This window comes from Draconibacterium mangrovi (genome assembly GCF_010586825.1).
In the GTDB taxonomy this organism is placed as follows: Bacteria; Bacteroidota; Bacteroidia; order Bacteroidales; family Prolixibacteraceae; genus Draconibacterium; species Draconibacterium mangrovi.
The window spans coordinates 469922-485571 of record NZ_JAAAGB010000001.1; the positions used below are offsets into that span (position 1 = coordinate 469922).

Consider the following 15650-nt stretch of genomic DNA (forward strand, 5'->3'; position numbering starts at 1 on the left):
ATTTATTTTCTGATTGTTATTTTCTGATTTTATATCCTTTTACTGCAAAAAACAGAATGTAGAGGTATGATGGAATGTAAATCCAAAAAGCACTTTTATAATTGGCTACTGTAATCAATTCAGTTGTTTTTACCATATCGATAATAAATCCAAATATGAATGGAATGATGGCACCTCCCACTATACCCATTACAAGTAACGAAGCACCGGTTTTGGTAAATTTGCCCAAATCAGCTATTGCCAATGGCCAAATGGCAGGCCACATTAATGAGTTTGCAAAACCAATTAATGCCATTGCATAAATCCCTAATTCACCTGGTAACAAAATTAGCATCAAAGCTGCCCCAATACCAATAAAACTAAAAGCTTTTAGTGCGGTTGACTGCGACATATATTTGGGTATCATAAACACACCAAATAAGTAACCAATAACCAAGCCTAATGGAACATAAACGGAGAAGCTATCCAGGTTTCTGGCCGTATCACCAAACACAGCTTTGGCATAACCAATTATCGAAACCATTGGAAGTGTTTCAACTCCTACGTACACAAATAAAGCGGCTACTCCCAGCAATAGATGCGGAAACTGAAAAATACTTGACTTAGATGAAGCATCTCCGGTAGATCCATCTGTGTTGTCGTCTTCCTCTCCTTCTGCTTTTACTTCCGGTAATGGAGCCCAAATCATAAAAACACCTAACGCCAATAATATACCGGTTACGATATAAAAAGGCAGTGTGACATCTTCCAGTTTTACATTTTTCAGGTCAAGGAAGATTCCCAAAAATAATGAAGATAGCCACCATGCTGATTTGTTCATTATTCCCATCAAACTCATCCTCATTGCTGCGCTTTCTTTTGGGCCAATTATAGTTACATAAGGATTTACTGAAGCCTGTAATACTGTATTACCAATACCTCCAATAAACAAGGCCAGTAAAAACAACGGAAAACTTAAATATTTTGAAGAAGGAATAAACAAAAACATACCCAATGCCATAATAAAAAAGGCAATTACCATCCCGTTTTTATAGCCTACCTTTTTAATAATGGCTCCGGCCGGGGCTCCAAATATTACAAAGGCAGAAAAAATGGCGACTGTAACCAGATAGGATTGAGAGGTTGACAAATGGAAAGCATCTTGTAAAAATGGTGTTAAGAAACCACTAATTCCGATTCCAAAGCCTATTACAAAAAACAGTATACTAACAATTGCCAATGGCAACAAATAATTACTCCGATTCACTTGTATCGATTTTTTCATGTTTTTATTTTTTAATGTCGGTTATGCTTTAAATTATATTTTGCTGACAAATACATACAACTGATATTCAGGAAGATTAGCACTGGCTCAATTCTGTAACGACAATTGTTTGCCAATTAAATTTCTTCCGTCATTTTCATTCATTAATAAAAATTACGCTGCAAACATATAGATATTTTTTAAATTGTTCACGTGATCATTTTAATTTTATTTAAATGTTTGACTCTCTATCAGACCAACACATCATTATAATATCAGCAACAACAGGCCACTTAAGGCTATTTCACCTGAATTCAAACAACATCAATTGTTCTCGTGATCACATTAATAAATATTATTCTTACGCAAGTACACTCGGAATCGTACAAGTAGTGATATGTTTACAAGGTGATTTTGGAGTTTTGTGTTGGGATAAAACGCTTTCAAAAGCTTCTACCGAATGAAGCTTAACTATTACAGGTTATCATGTAAAAAAAAGGACATGAATTATTCCAGAAAATATGAATAATTTTCTTTCACTATAATTTCTATCGGGAGTAGTTTTTGTTTCGGAACATTTTTGTTAAATGCAAGGTGATCAACCAGCAGGTTGATAGCGCTACTTGCCTGTAACCCCGGATTTTGAAAAATAAGAAATTCAATGTTGCCTTTTTGCAAATGATCTAAGTTGTCCTTTACCAAATCATAGCCAACAAGAACCAAATCAAGCTTATATGCTTCAATTACATCGGCCACGTAGTGTACTTTTGATGTGGTTACAATTACTCCTTTTATTTTAGGAAATTTATCCAGTAATGCCAACAACTGCTTTTCGATAGATCTGCGGTTTGCAACTTTGATAATTTTGATATTATTCAGCTCTATATTATTTGTTGTTAAATAACGCAGGATACCTTTTTCCTTTTCCTGCATGTGTTTTGCATTGGAAATATCCTCATCAATATGAACGATCAGGTATTCATCTTCTTTTTTTAACAGCCTTTTTAGCAAGCTTGCTGCAATCTCACCACTATTCAATAAATCCTGACCTACATGACATAGCGTATTGATTTCTCCAATGTCGGTATTAAAAGTGGCATAAGGAATATTTTTGGCTTTACACTCTTTAAAAAAATCGAGAGCTTCGTTGTAAAATACCGGAGCCACCAAAACTCCATCGCATCCCTCTTTTAAAACCTGCTTTGCATTAAATGTAAAACTTACTTCTTTGAAAGGATTAAATAAATAAACATCAATATTGATACCCAGCGAGGAAATTTCATCAATTGTCTTTTCAACACCCTCAATAGCCCTTTTCCAATACATATCCTGAGATCCGTCAGGCACCAGTACCGCAATTTTAAACAACTCTCCTTTTCGTAGCGATCGGGCAACCAAATTGGGCTGATATTCAATTTTATCCAGAATCAACTTAATTTTATTATACGTTTCTGTAGACACAACACCGCGGCCATGAATAACTCTGCCTACTGTTGCTCTCGAAACTCCTGCCATTTCGGCGATATCTTTTAAAGTATAATTGGATTTTGATTTCATTACTTATTCCGTTGGATGCAAAATTATTTCAACAAATCTCTAGAAAAAATTCAAGGATTGTCCTTTTGGAATTGCAACAAATTTAGTTTAAGATCTAAATACTGCAAATAAAGTCTAAAAGTGAATAAGGAAATAATTATTGTACTTCAAGACTCTTCTCACAGAAATAAAGACAGTTTAGAAGTTCTAAATAGGACAATAATAAGCATCAAAGACTTATCCCCCGATCTCTATTCTTAGCCCTATATTTCACATTTGCTTCCTTTTTAGGTCGTTTCCTTTTCTCGACCAATCGATTCAGATCTCTCGCCCATTGTGCTAACTGAAATTCGTCAATCATAGGCGAAGATATTTGCAGTTCCTGTTCTGCGCTTTGTGTAAGATAAAATCTCGGCCGCTCCTCAAACGCTGAAAGCCGGATAGGATATCGAACCGGATTCCCTATTTCATCTGTGATTAAAACAACGTGCCCCCTTCCCGATCTCCGCACCTCCACTTCAACACTACTTAAGTTCCGGTACAAATTTGATACAAAAACGTTCTAAAAATATACGAAAAACCAATTGCCACAATCAATCATATACAAACAAAAAGCGCAGCAAGTTGGAACTTACTGCGCTTTAATCTATTGATTATTTTACTAATTGAAAACTTATTTCACTTCTTCAAAGTCAACGTCGGTTACTTCTCCGTCGTCTTTTGGTTGGTCTTGTGTACCGGCTTGCTGACCGGCATCAGGACCTGGCTGAGCACCACCCTGCGCTTGCGAAGCGTTGTACATCTCCTGCGAAGCAGCCTGGAATACAGTGTTCAACTCGTTCATTGCAGCATCAATTGCAGCCAAATCTTTTGAAGCGTGTGCTTCTTTCAGCTTTTTCAATGCATCTTCAATCGGACCTTTTTTGTCAGCAGGCAATTTATCACCATATTCTTTCAACTGCTTCTCAGTCTGGAAGATCAAACTGTCAGCCTGGTTGATTTTGTCAGCAGTTTCTTTTGCTTTTTTATCGGCTTCAGCATTTGCTTCTGCTTCCGATTTCATGCGGTTGATCTCGTCATCCGAAAGACCTGAAGAAGCCTCGATACGGATTGACTGCGATTTACCTGTCGCTTTATCTTTAGCGTGTACGTGCAGAATACCGTTTGCATCGATATCGAAAGTTACCTCAATTTGCGGGATACCACGTGGTGATGGTGGAATTCCGTCTAAATGGAAACGACCGATTGTTTTGTTACCCGATGCAATTGGACGCTCACCTTGTAGCACATGAATCTCTACTGAAGGCTGATTGTCGGCAGCGGTTGTAAATGTTTCCGATTTTTTAGTCGGAATAGTTGTATTCGACTCGATCAGCTTGGTCATTACACCACCCATGGTTTCAATACCTAACGAAAGCGGAGTTACGTCAAGCAGAAGAACGTCTTTTACTTCACCGGTTAAAACACCTCCCTGAATAGCTGCTCCAATTGCAACCACCTCGTCAGGGTTTACACCTTTTGAAGCTTCTTTACCAAAGAACTCTTTTACTTTATCCTGGATAGCAGGAATACGTGTTGAACCTCCTACAAGGATTACTTCGTCGATATCGCTTGCTGTCATACCTGCATTTTTCAATGCCTTACGACAAGGTTCGATTGTAGCGTTGATCAACGAATCGGCCAACTGCTCGAATTTTGCACGCGACAATGTTTTCACCAGGTGTTTTGGAATACCGTTAACCGGCATAATGTATGGCAGGTTGATCTCGGTTTGAGAAGAGCTCGACAATTCGATTTTTGCTTTCTCAGCGGCTTCTTTCAAACGTTGCAGTGCCATTGGATCTTTGCGCAGGTCGATGCCTTCTTCGCTGTTAAACTCGTCGGCCAACCAGTCGATAATTACCTGGTCGAAATCGTCACCACCAAGGTGTGTATCACCGTCGGTTGATTTTACTTCGAAAACGCCGTCACCCAACTCCAAAATAGAAATATCGAAAGTACCACCACCAAGGTCGAATACTGCGATTTTCATATCTCTGTCCATCTTATCCAAACCGTAAGCCAACGATGCAGCAGTAGGTTCGTTAATGATACGACGCACTTTTAAACCGGCAATCTCACCGGCTTCTTTTGTTGCCTGACGTTGCGAATCGCTAAAGTATGCAGGAACAGTTACTACTGCTTCAGTTACTTCCTGTCCAAGGTAATCTTCAGCTGTCTTCTTCATTTTCTGAAGTGTCATTGCCGAGATTTCCTGTGGTGAATATTTACGGTCGTCAATTTCAACACGTGGTGTGTTGTTGTCGCCTCTCACAACTTTATAAGGTACACGGTTTACTTCTTTTGATACCTGGTCAAAAGTTTCTCCCATGAATCGTTTAATCGAGAAGATAGTTTTTGTAGGGTTAGTGATAGCCTGACGTTTTGCAGGATCACCAACTTTGCGTTCTCCGTTTTCTACGAAAGCAACGATAGAAGGTGTTGTACGTTTTCCCTCGCTGTTAGGGATAACTACAGGTTCGTTACCTTCCATTACAGAAACACAAGAGTTTGTGGTTCCTAAGTCAATTCCGATAATTTTTCCCATTGTTATATTTTTTAAGTTTTTATTGTTTCAAAAATTTACGTCATGAAATAATCAATGATTGTGCCATGGAAAAATCAGTGGAATGAATGTAAAATCTGACATAGTATTGCCCCGCCACGGTAAAAAACATGTCAGTTGTGGTGACAAAACGACAGAAACGAAGGAAGTGTAACACTCAAATAAATATCTCGTCAGTTTCATCAATCAGAATGTTTACTATTTTTAGAAGCATAAACAATATCCACTATGGCAACTAAATCATTAAGAACTGAACCACAAAAAAGACTTGAATCATTAGACGTACTTCGCGGATTTGATATGTTTTGGATAACCGGAGGCGGTGTTTTGGCAACAGCTATTTCGCAAATTACCGGTGCCGACTGGCTTGGCGAACAAATGCACCATGTTAAGTGGGCCGGCTTTCATTTCGAAGACCTGATCTTCCCGCTTTTTATGTTTATCGCCGGAGTTGCGACACCATTTTCGATAAAAGCAAAAATTGAAAAAAACGTACCTAAAAAACGACTGGCATTAAAAGCCCTAAAACGGATGGTTATTTTAATCATCCTCGGAATTCTTTACAATGGTGTTTTCCAAAACGGATTCGCCAATGGCCGCATAGCCAGTGTGCTGGGGCAAATTGGTATCGGGTACTTTTTCGCTTCGCTTATTGTTATTTATTTCCATTCGTTTAAAAGCCGGATCTACTGGCTGGCGGGTATTCTTGCAGGTTTCGGAATCATCCAGTTGCTTATTCCGGTGCCGGGAGTTGGTGCCGGAGTACTTACTCCCGAAGGTTGTATAAACGGCTACATCGACCAATTGTTTTTACCCGGACGATTATATGGCGGGACCTTCGATCCGGAAGGAATAATGTGCAGTCTATCAGCTACAGGAATTACCCTGATGGGCACCATTGCCGGCAACATCCTTCGAAACCGTAAAACCACCGACTGGCAAAAGATTGGCTACATGGCTGCCACCGGAATTGGGTTGATCGTTCTGGCACTTGCCTTTTCTACCTTCTACCCTATTATAAAAAGCTGTTGGACTTCAACTTTTAATCTGCTTGCCGGTGGAATTAGTTTTCTGCTGATGGCCTTGTTTTTCCTTATTATCGACCATTGGAAAATACGTGGTTGGGCATTCTATTTCAGGGTAATTGGTATGAACTCCATTTTCGTTTACCTTTTTGTGCGCATCATTGATATGCAATTTGTTACCGAATTCTTTTTCGGATGGATTACCAAACCGATGGGCGACGCAGGCCAATTCCTTATGCTACTGTTTGGTCTTGCACTAATTTGGGGCTTACTTTATTATATGTACAAAAAGAAGATTTTCCTGCGGGTTTAAGTTCTAATATTTACTGCGGTAAATCGACAAGGAAAATTCCGGTCCCGGTACAACAAACTGTTCGCCATCGGCAATGCGCCATGCAAAGTTTAGTTTTACCCTCGACTTGCTGTTCAATTGCGTGAAGTAGGCAACATAAGGAATAAAATTATTGCTTAAAGAACCAACTTCATCAAAATTGTTTAGCTGAATACCGGGCACATAGCGCATTCCAAAATCGAACTGTGTTTTTAGGTTGGGGTAATAACTCCATCCCAGGTTAATATCTGCCATTGCCCAGTCGCGGCTCACATTTGAGTTCACAAGGTGCTCATCAATGTATTCCATATTCGTTTTGGTGTAGCGGTTATACACCAACCCGGCCGAGAGATTACGGTTCCATTTTACGTTCACATATTTGGCATTGTCGTATTGAATATATCCGCCAAACAGAAAATCGGGCTCCTGGTTGTAATACTTAAAATGCGGACCAATCTCGAAACGATTTCCCTGGTAACGCGGGTCAAATTCGCTGAAATGCCATTCGGCAGCCATTGATTCAGGAGAAGCCAGCACAAAAGTACTGCGGATAAAATCGACCACTTCCTCCATTTCTTTTTCAGGAACGTGTCCTCCTTTAAAATTGCGGTTGTGTTTAATATTGGCAATAACCTGGGCAAACTGTGCAATTTCATAATCCGAGAACAAACGCCCCGGGTAATATTTTTCGAGCAGATAGTGTGCGGTCATTAAATGGTTCATCGGGCTTAAACGTCCCGCCCCCCAACCTACTTTGGCATTTAAACCATAACGCAGGCGGTCTTTGGTATCACTTACGTCAACCGGCGTAGTTACACCCAGCGAGTCGGTGCTGGTTCCATCCAGGTTTTGTTTATACACTTCGTAACGCCCCCAGGCGCTTACGTCAATTACGGTATAACTTTTTGTATCGTAATAAAAACGGTAACTGTAATCGATATTCGCCGAAGTTCTTACGCCATAAAAATCCTGATCGGCAATAATGTATTCCACTTTCGAGCTGTCGATCCAATCGCCATAACCGCCATACGGACCAACTTCGAATCGCATATTCAAACGTTCCTGTTTGTAATCCAATAAATTCCAATAGGTATTTTCAATTCTGAATTTGCCATTCAGCAAAGTACGATCTTCATCAAAACGGCTTTCGTCGCTTAACAATTCTTCCGTTTCTTTGCTCACTCCCAAAATCAATCCCCAGTTCAGTTCGTGCTTTTTAAACGAAACCACCTCGTTATTGATCTGCTGCTGCTGCGCCCCGGCAATAGACACGGTAAAAACAAAAATAAGGAGCAAACAAATGTGAGGGAATACGCTATTTAGTTTTCTCATTTTCCGACTTTGAAATTAGCCACAAAGAAAATAAACCTTCTGAAAACTACGCGCATAAACCGGTTAATAAAAGTTAAGCACCTACCATTGGCGAGCGAAAAAATGGCTGCTTTTGGGTTAAAATGAAAGGATTGGTTAATTTTGCTGTCTAATTTGAATACAAACAGACATGTCAGTACATAGCGAAGTTCGAAAAGTTACCACGCACCGTTTATCAGAAATGAAACTGCGCGGTGAAAAAATATCGATGTTAACAGCCTACGATTACAGTATGGCACAGTTGGTTGATGAAGCCGGAATAGATGTTATTCTGGTTGGCGATTCGGCCTCGAACGTAATGGCGGGCCATGAAACCACCCTGCCCATTACCCTTAATGAAATGATCTTTCTGGGGGCGTCGGTGGTGCGTGCCGTAAACCGTGCACTTGTGGTGGTAGACCTTCCTTTCGGAACCTACCAGGGCAATTCGCGCGAAGCATTAAATTCAGCCATTCGCATTATGAAAGAAACAGCTGCCGATGCGGTAAAACTGGAAGGTGGCGAAGAAGTAATAGAATCGGTAAAACGTATTCTTTCGGCCGGAATTCCGGTGATGGGACACCTGGGATTAATGCCACAGTCGATTCATAAATTCGGGACTTATACGGTGCGTGCCAAGCAGGAAGCCGAAGCTGAAAAGCTGATCAACGATGCCAAACTGCTGGAAGAAGCCGGTTGTTTTGCAATTGTGCTGGAGAAAATTCCTGCATCACTTGGCGAACAGGTTGCCAAAGAGCTGAAGATTCCGGTAATTGGAATTGGTGCCGGTGGCGGTGTTGACGGTCAGGTACTGGTAATCCACGATATGCTGGGAATTACACAACAGTTCTCGCCACGTTTTTTACGTAGATACCACAACCTGGCAGCCGAAATTAAAGGTGCCGTAGGAAATTATATAAACGATGTGAAATCGCAGGATTTCCCGAGCGATAAGGAACAGTATTAAAAAAACGGAAGACAGAAGTTGCAAGACCGAAGAACAAAATTTGAAGTTCGGTAGAATTTTTCTTACTTGTAGCTTGAAGCTAATAGCTAGCAGCTAATGATGGAAGTAATATACGAAGACAACCATATTATTGCAATAAACAAGGCATGCGGTGATGTTGTGCAGGGCGATAAAACCGGCGACGAAACCGTTTTGGACAAGGTGAAAGATTACCTGAAAGTGAAATACAACAAACCGGGAAATGTTTACCTTGGCCTGCCTCACCGCCTCGACCGCCCAACAAGCGGTATTCTTATTTTGGCGAAAACCAGCAAAGTACTGCCACGGTTAAACAAACTTTTCCAGACTAAAGACGGCATGCGAAAAGTATACTGGGCAGTGGTTGATAAACGTCCGCCAAAATACACCGACACGCTGGAACACTACCTGCGCAAAGACGAAGAGAAAAACCGAAGTTACGCCTATACCGAACCGCGTTCTGATTGTAAATTTGCCAGCCTCACCTACCGTCATGTGGCCAGTATCGACCGCTACCATTTGCTGGAGGTGGAAATTCATACCGGACGTCATCACCAGATAAGGGTGCAGCTGCGCCAGCTAAAAATGCATATTAAAGGTGATTTAAAATACGGTGCACCACGGTCGAATAAAAACAAAGGCATTCACTTGCATGCACGCAAAGTAGAATTGATGCACCCCGTGCGCAAAGAACCGCTTACTATTGTTGCCGACCCGCCAAAAGATCCGGTGTGGGACGAGTTTATGAAAATCTTTAAGGCAGGGAAATTTAGTCCGGTGGAAGTTTAAAGGATTGATGAAGATTGATATTTAGATTGATGGAGATTGAATTAGATTGGTGGGAATGCGTAAATGCTGCAATGCTTTAATCGCTAATTCAATCTTGTTTTCAGCTTTGTGTAACTTTGTGGTTAAAGCGCTTCAATGCAGAAATGCGTCAATACCCTACCATTATTTCTGCTATAACATAAAACTCGCCACTCGTAGCTAGCAGCTCGTAGCTTCTTTTACTCCAAATCACCAGGTTTAAATGCAAAGGGCAGAAGATTATCGGCACCTTCAAAAACCTGAATATATTTACGGCCATCCATAATTATACGAATGGGCTGATTGTAGCGCACCTCAGTTTCAACCATTACCTGGCGGCACGAGCCACAGGGTTGCGCCGGAAGTTCCAGAAATCCATGCGAATTTTGTGCCGTAACGGCAATGGCTTTTACAGCCTGGTTGGGGTATGTAGAGTTAGCATAAAACAAGGCTACCCGCTCGGCACACAGTCCATCGGTAAAGTCGGCGTTCTCCTGGTTGCTGCCGGTAATTACTTCGCCGTTTTCGAGCAAAAGTGCAGATCCCACACAAAATTTCGAATAAGGTGCGTACGCATTTTTACTGGCTTCGCGGGCTGCCTGCAACAATTTCTGATCGCTCTCAGGTAATTCCTCTACCGCATCGTATTCGCAAACCTTTATTGTGAGTTCCTTCTTTCGCATAAACGGGTATTTTTCTCAAATGTACAATTTTATATTAAATGGAAGTATGTTCTTCACTATGGTCGCTTTTTATACTTACAGAAAGAATACGTGAGAGCAGGACACTACCTGATACAAAAAGATTTCATGGCATAGGCAGCCTTTTGTTGTTCTTCTTTTTCTCAATTAAAATCCACATGGCAATGAAAACCGCGTTTCCCAATTCCCCCCACAATAATCCAATTGGTTTAACCAAGTTTAAATCAGCGATTAAACCATTTTACATTTCGGAGTCAAAGCATATTACAATACCAGATCAGAACGCACCACTATCTGGTTAACAAACAATAAAATGAGATTTCAGCAGTGTATTGAATAAGATTTAAACCTAAGTAAATTTAAAAGTATGAAACGAATAGTTAAGGTTATTTTCTTTTTTGCCCTAACAGCCGGATTTTGCTTAACGGCTTGTACGCCAAATCCAAACATCAATCAGCAACCGGTTATAAAAACCACCGCTGGTGATATTTCGGGCAGTATTAACGACAGTGTATACGCTTTTAAGGGAATTCCCTACGCCAAAGCCGAACGGTTTATGCCTCCGCAGGATCCGGATTCCTGGGAAGGAGTTCGCGAATGTACCGAGTTTGGGCCGGTAGCCCGACAAGTGGTACCCTGGTATCCCGATTCTGTTCAAAACGAAAAAGAACTGTTTAGTGCAAATGTTTGGACACAGGGAATACTGGATGGTAAAAAGCGCCCGGTGATGCTTTGGTTGCATGGTGGCGGATTCCACACCGGCGCCAGCAACGATCCGATGACCTATGGCGAAGCAATGGCAAAAAAAGGTGACGTAGTGTTTGTATCCATAAATCACCGTTTAAACATTCTTGGTTTTCTCGACCTCTCGGCATGTGGCGATAAGTATGCAAAATCGGCCAATGTGGGTGTGCTCGACATTGTAAAAGCCCTGGAATGGATTCATAAAAATATTGAGCAGTTTGGAGGTAATCCGTCTGATGTAACCATTTTAGGTGAATCTGGAGGCGGCGGGAAAGTGGGTACCATTATGTGTATGCCGGCTGCAAAAGGTTTGTTTCACAAGGCCATTATCCAAAGTGGAACACTGATAAACACAATGACTAAAGAGAAATCGCAAGCTTTGGGATTAGCCGTACTTGAAAACCTGGGACTTATACCGGATGAGGTTGAAAAACTGGAAACAATTCCTTATAAAGACCTGGTTAAAGCAGGAAACGATGCCATTGCCAAAACATCGGGTCCGAGAATACCGGGCTCGCCAACCATGTTTGGATTTGCACCATCGGCCGATGGCGATGTTTTACTTCAGCAGCCTTTCAGCCCGGGATTTGCAGACATTTCAAAGGATATTCCGCTGATGATAGGTACCACACTAAATGAACTGATGCGTACCGCTTATGGCGAAAAAGACCTGACTTTGGAAGAGGCTAAAGAACGCCTGGCAAAAGAATATGGCGACAAAACCGATGAATACATTTCGCTGTTTGCAGAGGCTTATCCCGATTATACACCTCAGGATCTGCTCTCGGTTGACAAGACTTTCAGGCCTTTTACCATTCGAACTGCCGACGCGCGGGCAAAGGAAACAGATGCCCCGCTGTATGTTTACTTTTTGGCATGGAAAAGCGCTGTTGACAATGCCTCGAAAGGTTCATTTCATGGCCTCGACATTCCATTGGCATTCAATACGGTTGACCTGAGAGCAGACTGGACCGGCAATACGGAAGAAGCCTGGAACTTAGCTGACAAAATGAGCTCGGCATGGATAAACTTTGTGAAAACAGGTAATCCAAATGTTGATGGTGTGCTTCCAACCTGGGAGCAATACACTCCGGAAAACGGAGCTACTATGTATTTTGATAACGAAAGCAGAATTGTAAATAACCACGACAGAGAATTGATGCATTTCATTAAACCTCTTGACTAGTTGGCTCCCTTGTTTATAACCGAATCTTGTTATGGCTCCAAGCTGTATAAATAAAAACAGTTGTCGGAGATTACATAAAAACATAGCGGTACTAATTCGGTTATAAAACACTGAAATTTGAAGATCTTATTCGGATCTTGGTTCTCCATCGAAGTTATTACACCTTAGATGGAGAACCGGCTCCGAATTCCAAATGTTTACAAATTCGACTTCAGACCAAGTAGTAAAACTGCCAATACAGCCATTTACTGACATAATATTGTGCTTCCCTCACCAATTTCTTTTCATCAATAGCCAATAAACCCATCTTACTCACGTTTCATTGTTTATAAAATGCTCTGCATTTGGTAGGCAAATGCCCCAGGGTATTTTATTTTTGGCATCAGCAAACGTTGTAACAGAAACATGAGACACATAATTTCCTTTATCCTTTTTATTTTACTGGCCACAAGCGCAATTTCTCAAAACATTACCCGCGATGAGTACATCAGGCAGTGGCAGCTGGTGGCAATTGAAGAGATGAACCGCAGCGGAATACCGGCCAGTATTACCATGGCGCAGGGTTGTCTGGAGTCGGGCAACGGCAACAGCGAGTTGTCGCGAAAATCGAACAACCACTTTGGTATTAAATGTAAAAGTAGCTGGAAAGGCAAAAAAGTGTATTACGACGACGACCGCCGTAACGAGTGTTTCAGAAGTTACCGCTCGGTAAAAGATTCGTATGAAGATCATACCGACTTCCTCATGAACAATCCGCGCTATGCTTCACTTTTTTTGTTAGATCATACGGATTATAAAGGCTGGGCAAAAGGATTGAAGAAAGCGGGTTATGCAACTGCACACGATTACGACAAACGTCTGATTCGAATAATTGAAGAGAACAAACTGCACCGCCTCGACAAGAAAATGACTTTTAGCCCCATGGATGTTCAAGCGGCACACAATGTGCTTGACACCGATAAAACAGGAGCGCTTACTATCAGGCCATTCTACACACACAAGGTTACCAAAATTAATGGTGTAAAGGCTGTGGTGTCACAAAAAGGCGACACCTACGAAATACTGGCCCAGGAACTTGGATTAAAAGACTGGGAGTTGTATAAATTTAACGACCAACCACCGGCACACCGCCCAGTTCCTAACGAGGTGGTTTACGTTCAGTACAAAAAGAACAAAACAAGCAAAAACCAACTTACACACCGAGCGCAGGAAGGCGAAACCATGCATTATATTTCGCAACTGTATGGTATTAAACTAAAACCGCTTTATCGCCGCAACAACATGAAAAAAGGTGAGCAGCCCCGGGTGGGCCAGGTGGTTTACCTGCGGAAGAAGAAGGATTGAGGGACTGAAGGATTGAAAGTTTGAAGGTTTGATTGGTGAATGGGTAATTGTGTTAATTTGGAAATGCATAGATCCATGAATCATCCTCATTTTCTCCGTGAAACTCTGTTGCTTCTCTGTGTAACTCTGTGGTAAAAATGCGGAAATGCGTTAATGATTAAATGCGTTAATAAATCATCACAGATTTTTCTATTTATCTCCAACTTGTGGCATGCAACTCTATTTCCACAACCATTTCAACCTGCTTCTCGTAAACAGCGATAGATAACCAAAAATCGCTGCTTCAGCGTTCTTTAACCGAAAGGAGGAACCACTATGAGAACATTAAAATTTTACAAAACAGTTTTTCTTATTGCTGCCGCCTACGATTTTATTCTGGGCGTTTCTTTTTTTCTGCTGTATCCAAATGTGTACGCCATGTTTAACATTCCGCTGCCCGAAACAGAAGCTTACCTGCAACTTAATGCCGCTTTTGTTTTTGCACAGGGAATACTGTACTGGTTTGTTTACCGCAACATTAAACGAAATGTCGACATTGTAAAAGTAGCGGTAGCCTACAAATTGGCCTATGCCTGGGTAGCGTTGTACAACTGGGGAATTGGCGAATTGCCACATGTTGTTTTTGCCGTATTTGGCCTGATCGATATTGCTTTTATCGCACTTTTTCTTCTTTTCCTTACCGATTACAGGAAGGTAACCGAGTAAAAGGCGCTTATTTTCCTAAGCACTATTACAAATTGAAAATCGAGGTATTATTCTGTAGATGCCTTGTACATGAAATACCTTAACAGCACCCGATCGGCAAACAAAACGAACACCAGCAAAAGGTTTATGCCAACCACCAGCGAAGCATTTTTTGTAACGAACTCCATCCAGCCCGAAACGGTAACATCGTACCAAACAAAGGCCAGTACTGCAGCAACCAACATAATTCCGAGTATAACGGCCAGGTAAATAGCAAATTCCCTGAGGTATTGTTTCCAGGCAAAACGCCGCTCCACCTGCTTAACAAGGGCATCGGTAAAATTCTCCGACAGCATGAACTCAGGCTCCGAAGTGAATGCCTCTTTCAGCAGTTTGTCTGTGTCAAAATTCCGATCTTCGTTATACATAGTCAACAAATATATTAGTTTGTTCCAAACGGGCAACTTTTTCAATCTTGCCTTTTAATAATTTTCGTGCCCGGCTCAGGTAACTTTTAATGGTTCCTTCGGGCATTCCTGTAATCTCTTCTATCTCTTTGTACGAGAACTCCTCCAGATGAAATAACGTAATCACCGTTCGGTAGTTCACCGGCAACGACTCGATCAGTTGCATGAGATATTTTTTAGCTTCTTCCTTTTCAATACTTTTCTGGTTCAGCCCCGGGTCTTTTTCAGCAAGAATAAGGTTTGGCTCTTCGCTGTATGACAGTTCACCTCTTCGTTTTAGTTTTCGGTAATGCGTAATTGCCGTATTGTAAGCAATGGTTGCAATCCATGTCGACAGCTTCGAATCGCCCCGAAAACGTTTCAGTGTTTTAAACACTTTTATAAAAACCTCCTGGCAAATGTCCTCCAACTCATCTTCCTGCTGAATAATGCGTCCAACCACGTGCGTTACAAGCCGTTGGTACTTCGATACCAAAAACCTGAACGCATGGTTGTTTCCGTTTAAAACCTGTTGAACCAGTTGCGCATCATTCATAATTATCTCATCAGACTAAGCAAGGTAGGCAAATGTTACAATAATTTTTGAAAAGTTTGAAGAATGAAGTCGGAAGACCAAAGCCGGGAGTCGGAAGCGGAAGAAGA

The 15650-nt window shown here is 41.3% G+C and carries 13 protein-coding genes; 6 read left to right on the plus strand and 7 right to left on the minus strand.

Features of this window, described 5'->3' with window-relative positions:
- Nucleotides 1–16: 16 nt before the first annotated feature.
- The 3 genes from G4420_RS01920 to dnaK form a co-directional block, all read right to left on the minus strand.
- A complete protein-coding gene (locus G4420_RS01920; RefSeq protein WP_163321917.1) occupies nucleotides 17–1264 on the minus strand; it encodes an MFS transporter in 1248 nt (415 codons plus the stop codon).
- 486 nt (nucleotides 1265–1750) lie between these two features.
- Nucleotides 1751–2800 carry a LacI family DNA-binding transcriptional regulator gene (locus G4420_RS01925; RefSeq protein WP_163321918.1) on the minus strand — a complete coding sequence of 350 codons (1050 nt, stop codon included), beginning with the start codon at nucleotides 2798–2800 and terminating at the stop codon, nucleotides 1751–1753.
- A gap of 652 nt (nucleotides 2801–3452) precedes the next feature.
- Nucleotides 3453–5366: a molecular chaperone DnaK gene (dnaK, locus tag G4420_RS01930; RefSeq protein ID WP_163321919.1), complete on the minus strand. Its 1914-nt coding sequence runs from the start codon at nucleotides 5364–5366 to the stop codon at nucleotides 3453–3455.
- A gap of 246 nt (nucleotides 5367–5612) precedes the next feature.
- Here dnaK and G4420_RS01935 point away from each other — a divergent pair, with 246 nt between their 5' ends.
- The gene (locus G4420_RS01935; RefSeq protein WP_163321920.1) at nucleotides 5613–6722 is read left to right on the plus strand and encodes an acyltransferase family protein; all 1110 of its coding nucleotides are present in this window, start codon (nucleotides 5613–5615) and stop codon (nucleotides 6720–6722) included.
- A gap of 3 nt (nucleotides 6723–6725) precedes the next feature.
- On the opposite strand, the gene G4420_RS01940 is transcribed toward G4420_RS01935, so the two are convergent.
- The gene (locus tag G4420_RS01940) at nucleotides 6726–8072 is read right to left on the minus strand and encodes a hypothetical protein (RefSeq protein ID WP_163321921.1); all 1347 of its coding nucleotides are present in this window, start codon (nucleotides 8070–8072) and stop codon (nucleotides 6726–6728) included.
- 169 nt (nucleotides 8073–8241) lie between these two features.
- Between G4420_RS01940 and panB the strand changes: the two genes are divergently transcribed.
- Together panB and G4420_RS01950 are read left to right on the plus strand one after the other, a co-directional pair.
- Nucleotides 8242–9057 (plus strand): 3-methyl-2-oxobutanoate hydroxymethyltransferase, encoded by an 816-nt coding sequence (gene panB / locus G4420_RS01945; RefSeq protein WP_163321922.1) that lies wholly within the window; start codon nucleotides 8242–8244, stop codon nucleotides 9055–9057.
- Between the two features lie 96 nt (nucleotides 9058–9153).
- The gene (locus G4420_RS01950; RefSeq protein WP_163321923.1) at nucleotides 9154–9864 is read left to right on the plus strand and encodes an RluA family pseudouridine synthase; all 711 of its coding nucleotides are present in this window, start codon (nucleotides 9154–9156) and stop codon (nucleotides 9862–9864) included.
- 218 nt (nucleotides 9865–10082) lie between these two features.
- Here the strand turns inward: G4420_RS01950 and G4420_RS01955 are convergent, their stop codons facing one another.
- A complete protein-coding gene (locus tag G4420_RS01955) occupies nucleotides 10083–10565 on the minus strand; it encodes a cytidine deaminase (RefSeq protein WP_163321924.1) in 483 nt (160 codons plus the stop codon).
- A 385-nt stretch (nucleotides 10566–10950) separates the two neighbouring features.
- Between G4420_RS01955 and G4420_RS01960 the strand changes: the two genes are divergently transcribed.
- The 3 genes from G4420_RS01960 to G4420_RS01970 all read left to right on the plus strand — a co-directional run bounded on the left by G4420_RS01960 (nucleotide 10951) and on the right by G4420_RS01970 (nucleotide 14562).
- Nucleotides 10951–12513 carry a carboxylesterase/lipase family protein gene (locus tag G4420_RS01960; RefSeq protein WP_163321925.1) on the plus strand — a complete coding sequence of 521 codons (1563 nt, stop codon included), beginning with the start codon at nucleotides 10951–10953 and terminating at the stop codon, nucleotides 12511–12513.
- A 405-nt stretch (nucleotides 12514–12918) separates the two neighbouring features.
- A complete protein-coding gene (locus tag G4420_RS01965; protein ID WP_246241510.1) occupies nucleotides 12919–13857 on the plus strand; it encodes a glucosaminidase domain-containing protein in 939 nt (312 codons plus the stop codon).
- Between the two features lie 315 nt (nucleotides 13858–14172).
- Entirely contained in the window at nucleotides 14173–14562 is a 390-nt protein-coding gene (locus G4420_RS01970) for a hypothetical protein (protein ID WP_163321926.1), read from the plus strand.
- A gap of 47 nt (nucleotides 14563–14609) precedes the next feature.
- On the opposite strand, the gene G4420_RS01975 is transcribed toward G4420_RS01970, so the two are convergent.
- A complete protein-coding gene (locus G4420_RS01975) occupies nucleotides 14610–14969 on the minus strand; it encodes a hypothetical protein (RefSeq protein ID WP_163321927.1) in 360 nt (119 codons plus the stop codon).
- Nucleotides 14962–15543 carry an RNA polymerase sigma factor gene (locus G4420_RS01980; RefSeq protein ID WP_204273569.1) on the minus strand — a complete coding sequence of 194 codons (582 nt, stop codon included), beginning with the start codon at nucleotides 15541–15543 and terminating at the stop codon, nucleotides 14962–14964. Before G4420_RS01980 ends, G4420_RS01975 begins: the two co-directional genes overlap by 8 nt.
- Nucleotides 15544–15650 lie beyond the last annotated feature (107 nt).

Excerpts from the sequence above, each read along its gene's own strand:
- G4420_RS01920 (WP_163321917.1), bottom strand. The coding sequence starts at position 1,264 with ATGAAAAAATCGATACAAGTGAATCGGAGTAATTATTTGTTGCCATTG.
- G4420_RS01925 (WP_163321918.1), bottom strand. The coding sequence starts at position 2,800 with ATGAAATCAAAATCCAATTATACTTTAAAAGATATCGCCGAAATGGCA.
- dnaK (WP_163321919.1), bottom strand. The coding sequence starts at position 5,366 with ATGGGAAAAATTATCGGAATTGACTTAGGAACCACAAACTCTTGTGTT.
- G4420_RS01935 (WP_163321920.1), top strand. The coding sequence starts at position 5,613 with ATGGCAACTAAATCATTAAGAACTGAACCACAAAAAAGACTTGAATCA.
- G4420_RS01940 (WP_163321921.1), bottom strand. The coding sequence starts at position 8,072 with ATGAGAAAACTAAATAGCGTATTCCCTCACATTTGTTTGCTCCTTATT.
- panB (WP_163321922.1), top strand. The coding sequence starts at position 8,242 with ATGTCAGTACATAGCGAAGTTCGAAAAGTTACCACGCACCGTTTATCA.
- G4420_RS01950 (WP_163321923.1), top strand. The coding sequence starts at position 9,154 with ATGATGGAAGTAATATACGAAGACAACCATATTATTGCAATAAACAAG.
- G4420_RS01955 (WP_163321924.1), bottom strand. The coding sequence starts at position 10,565 with ATGCGAAAGAAGGAACTCACAATAAAGGTTTGCGAATACGATGCGGTA.
- G4420_RS01960 (WP_163321925.1), top strand. The coding sequence starts at position 10,951 with ATGAAACGAATAGTTAAGGTTATTTTCTTTTTTGCCCTAACAGCCGGA.
- G4420_RS01965 (WP_246241510.1), top strand. The coding sequence starts at position 12,919 with ATGAGACACATAATTTCCTTTATCCTTTTTATTTTACTGGCCACAAGC.
- G4420_RS01970 (WP_163321926.1), top strand. The coding sequence starts at position 14,173 with ATGAGAACATTAAAATTTTACAAAACAGTTTTTCTTATTGCTGCCGCC.
- G4420_RS01975 (WP_163321927.1), bottom strand. The coding sequence starts at position 14,969 with ATGTATAACGAAGATCGGAATTTTGACACAGACAAACTGCTGAAAGAG.
- G4420_RS01980 (WP_204273569.1), bottom strand. The coding sequence starts at position 15,543 with ATGAATGATGCGCAACTGGTTCAACAGGTTTTAAACGGAAACAACCAT.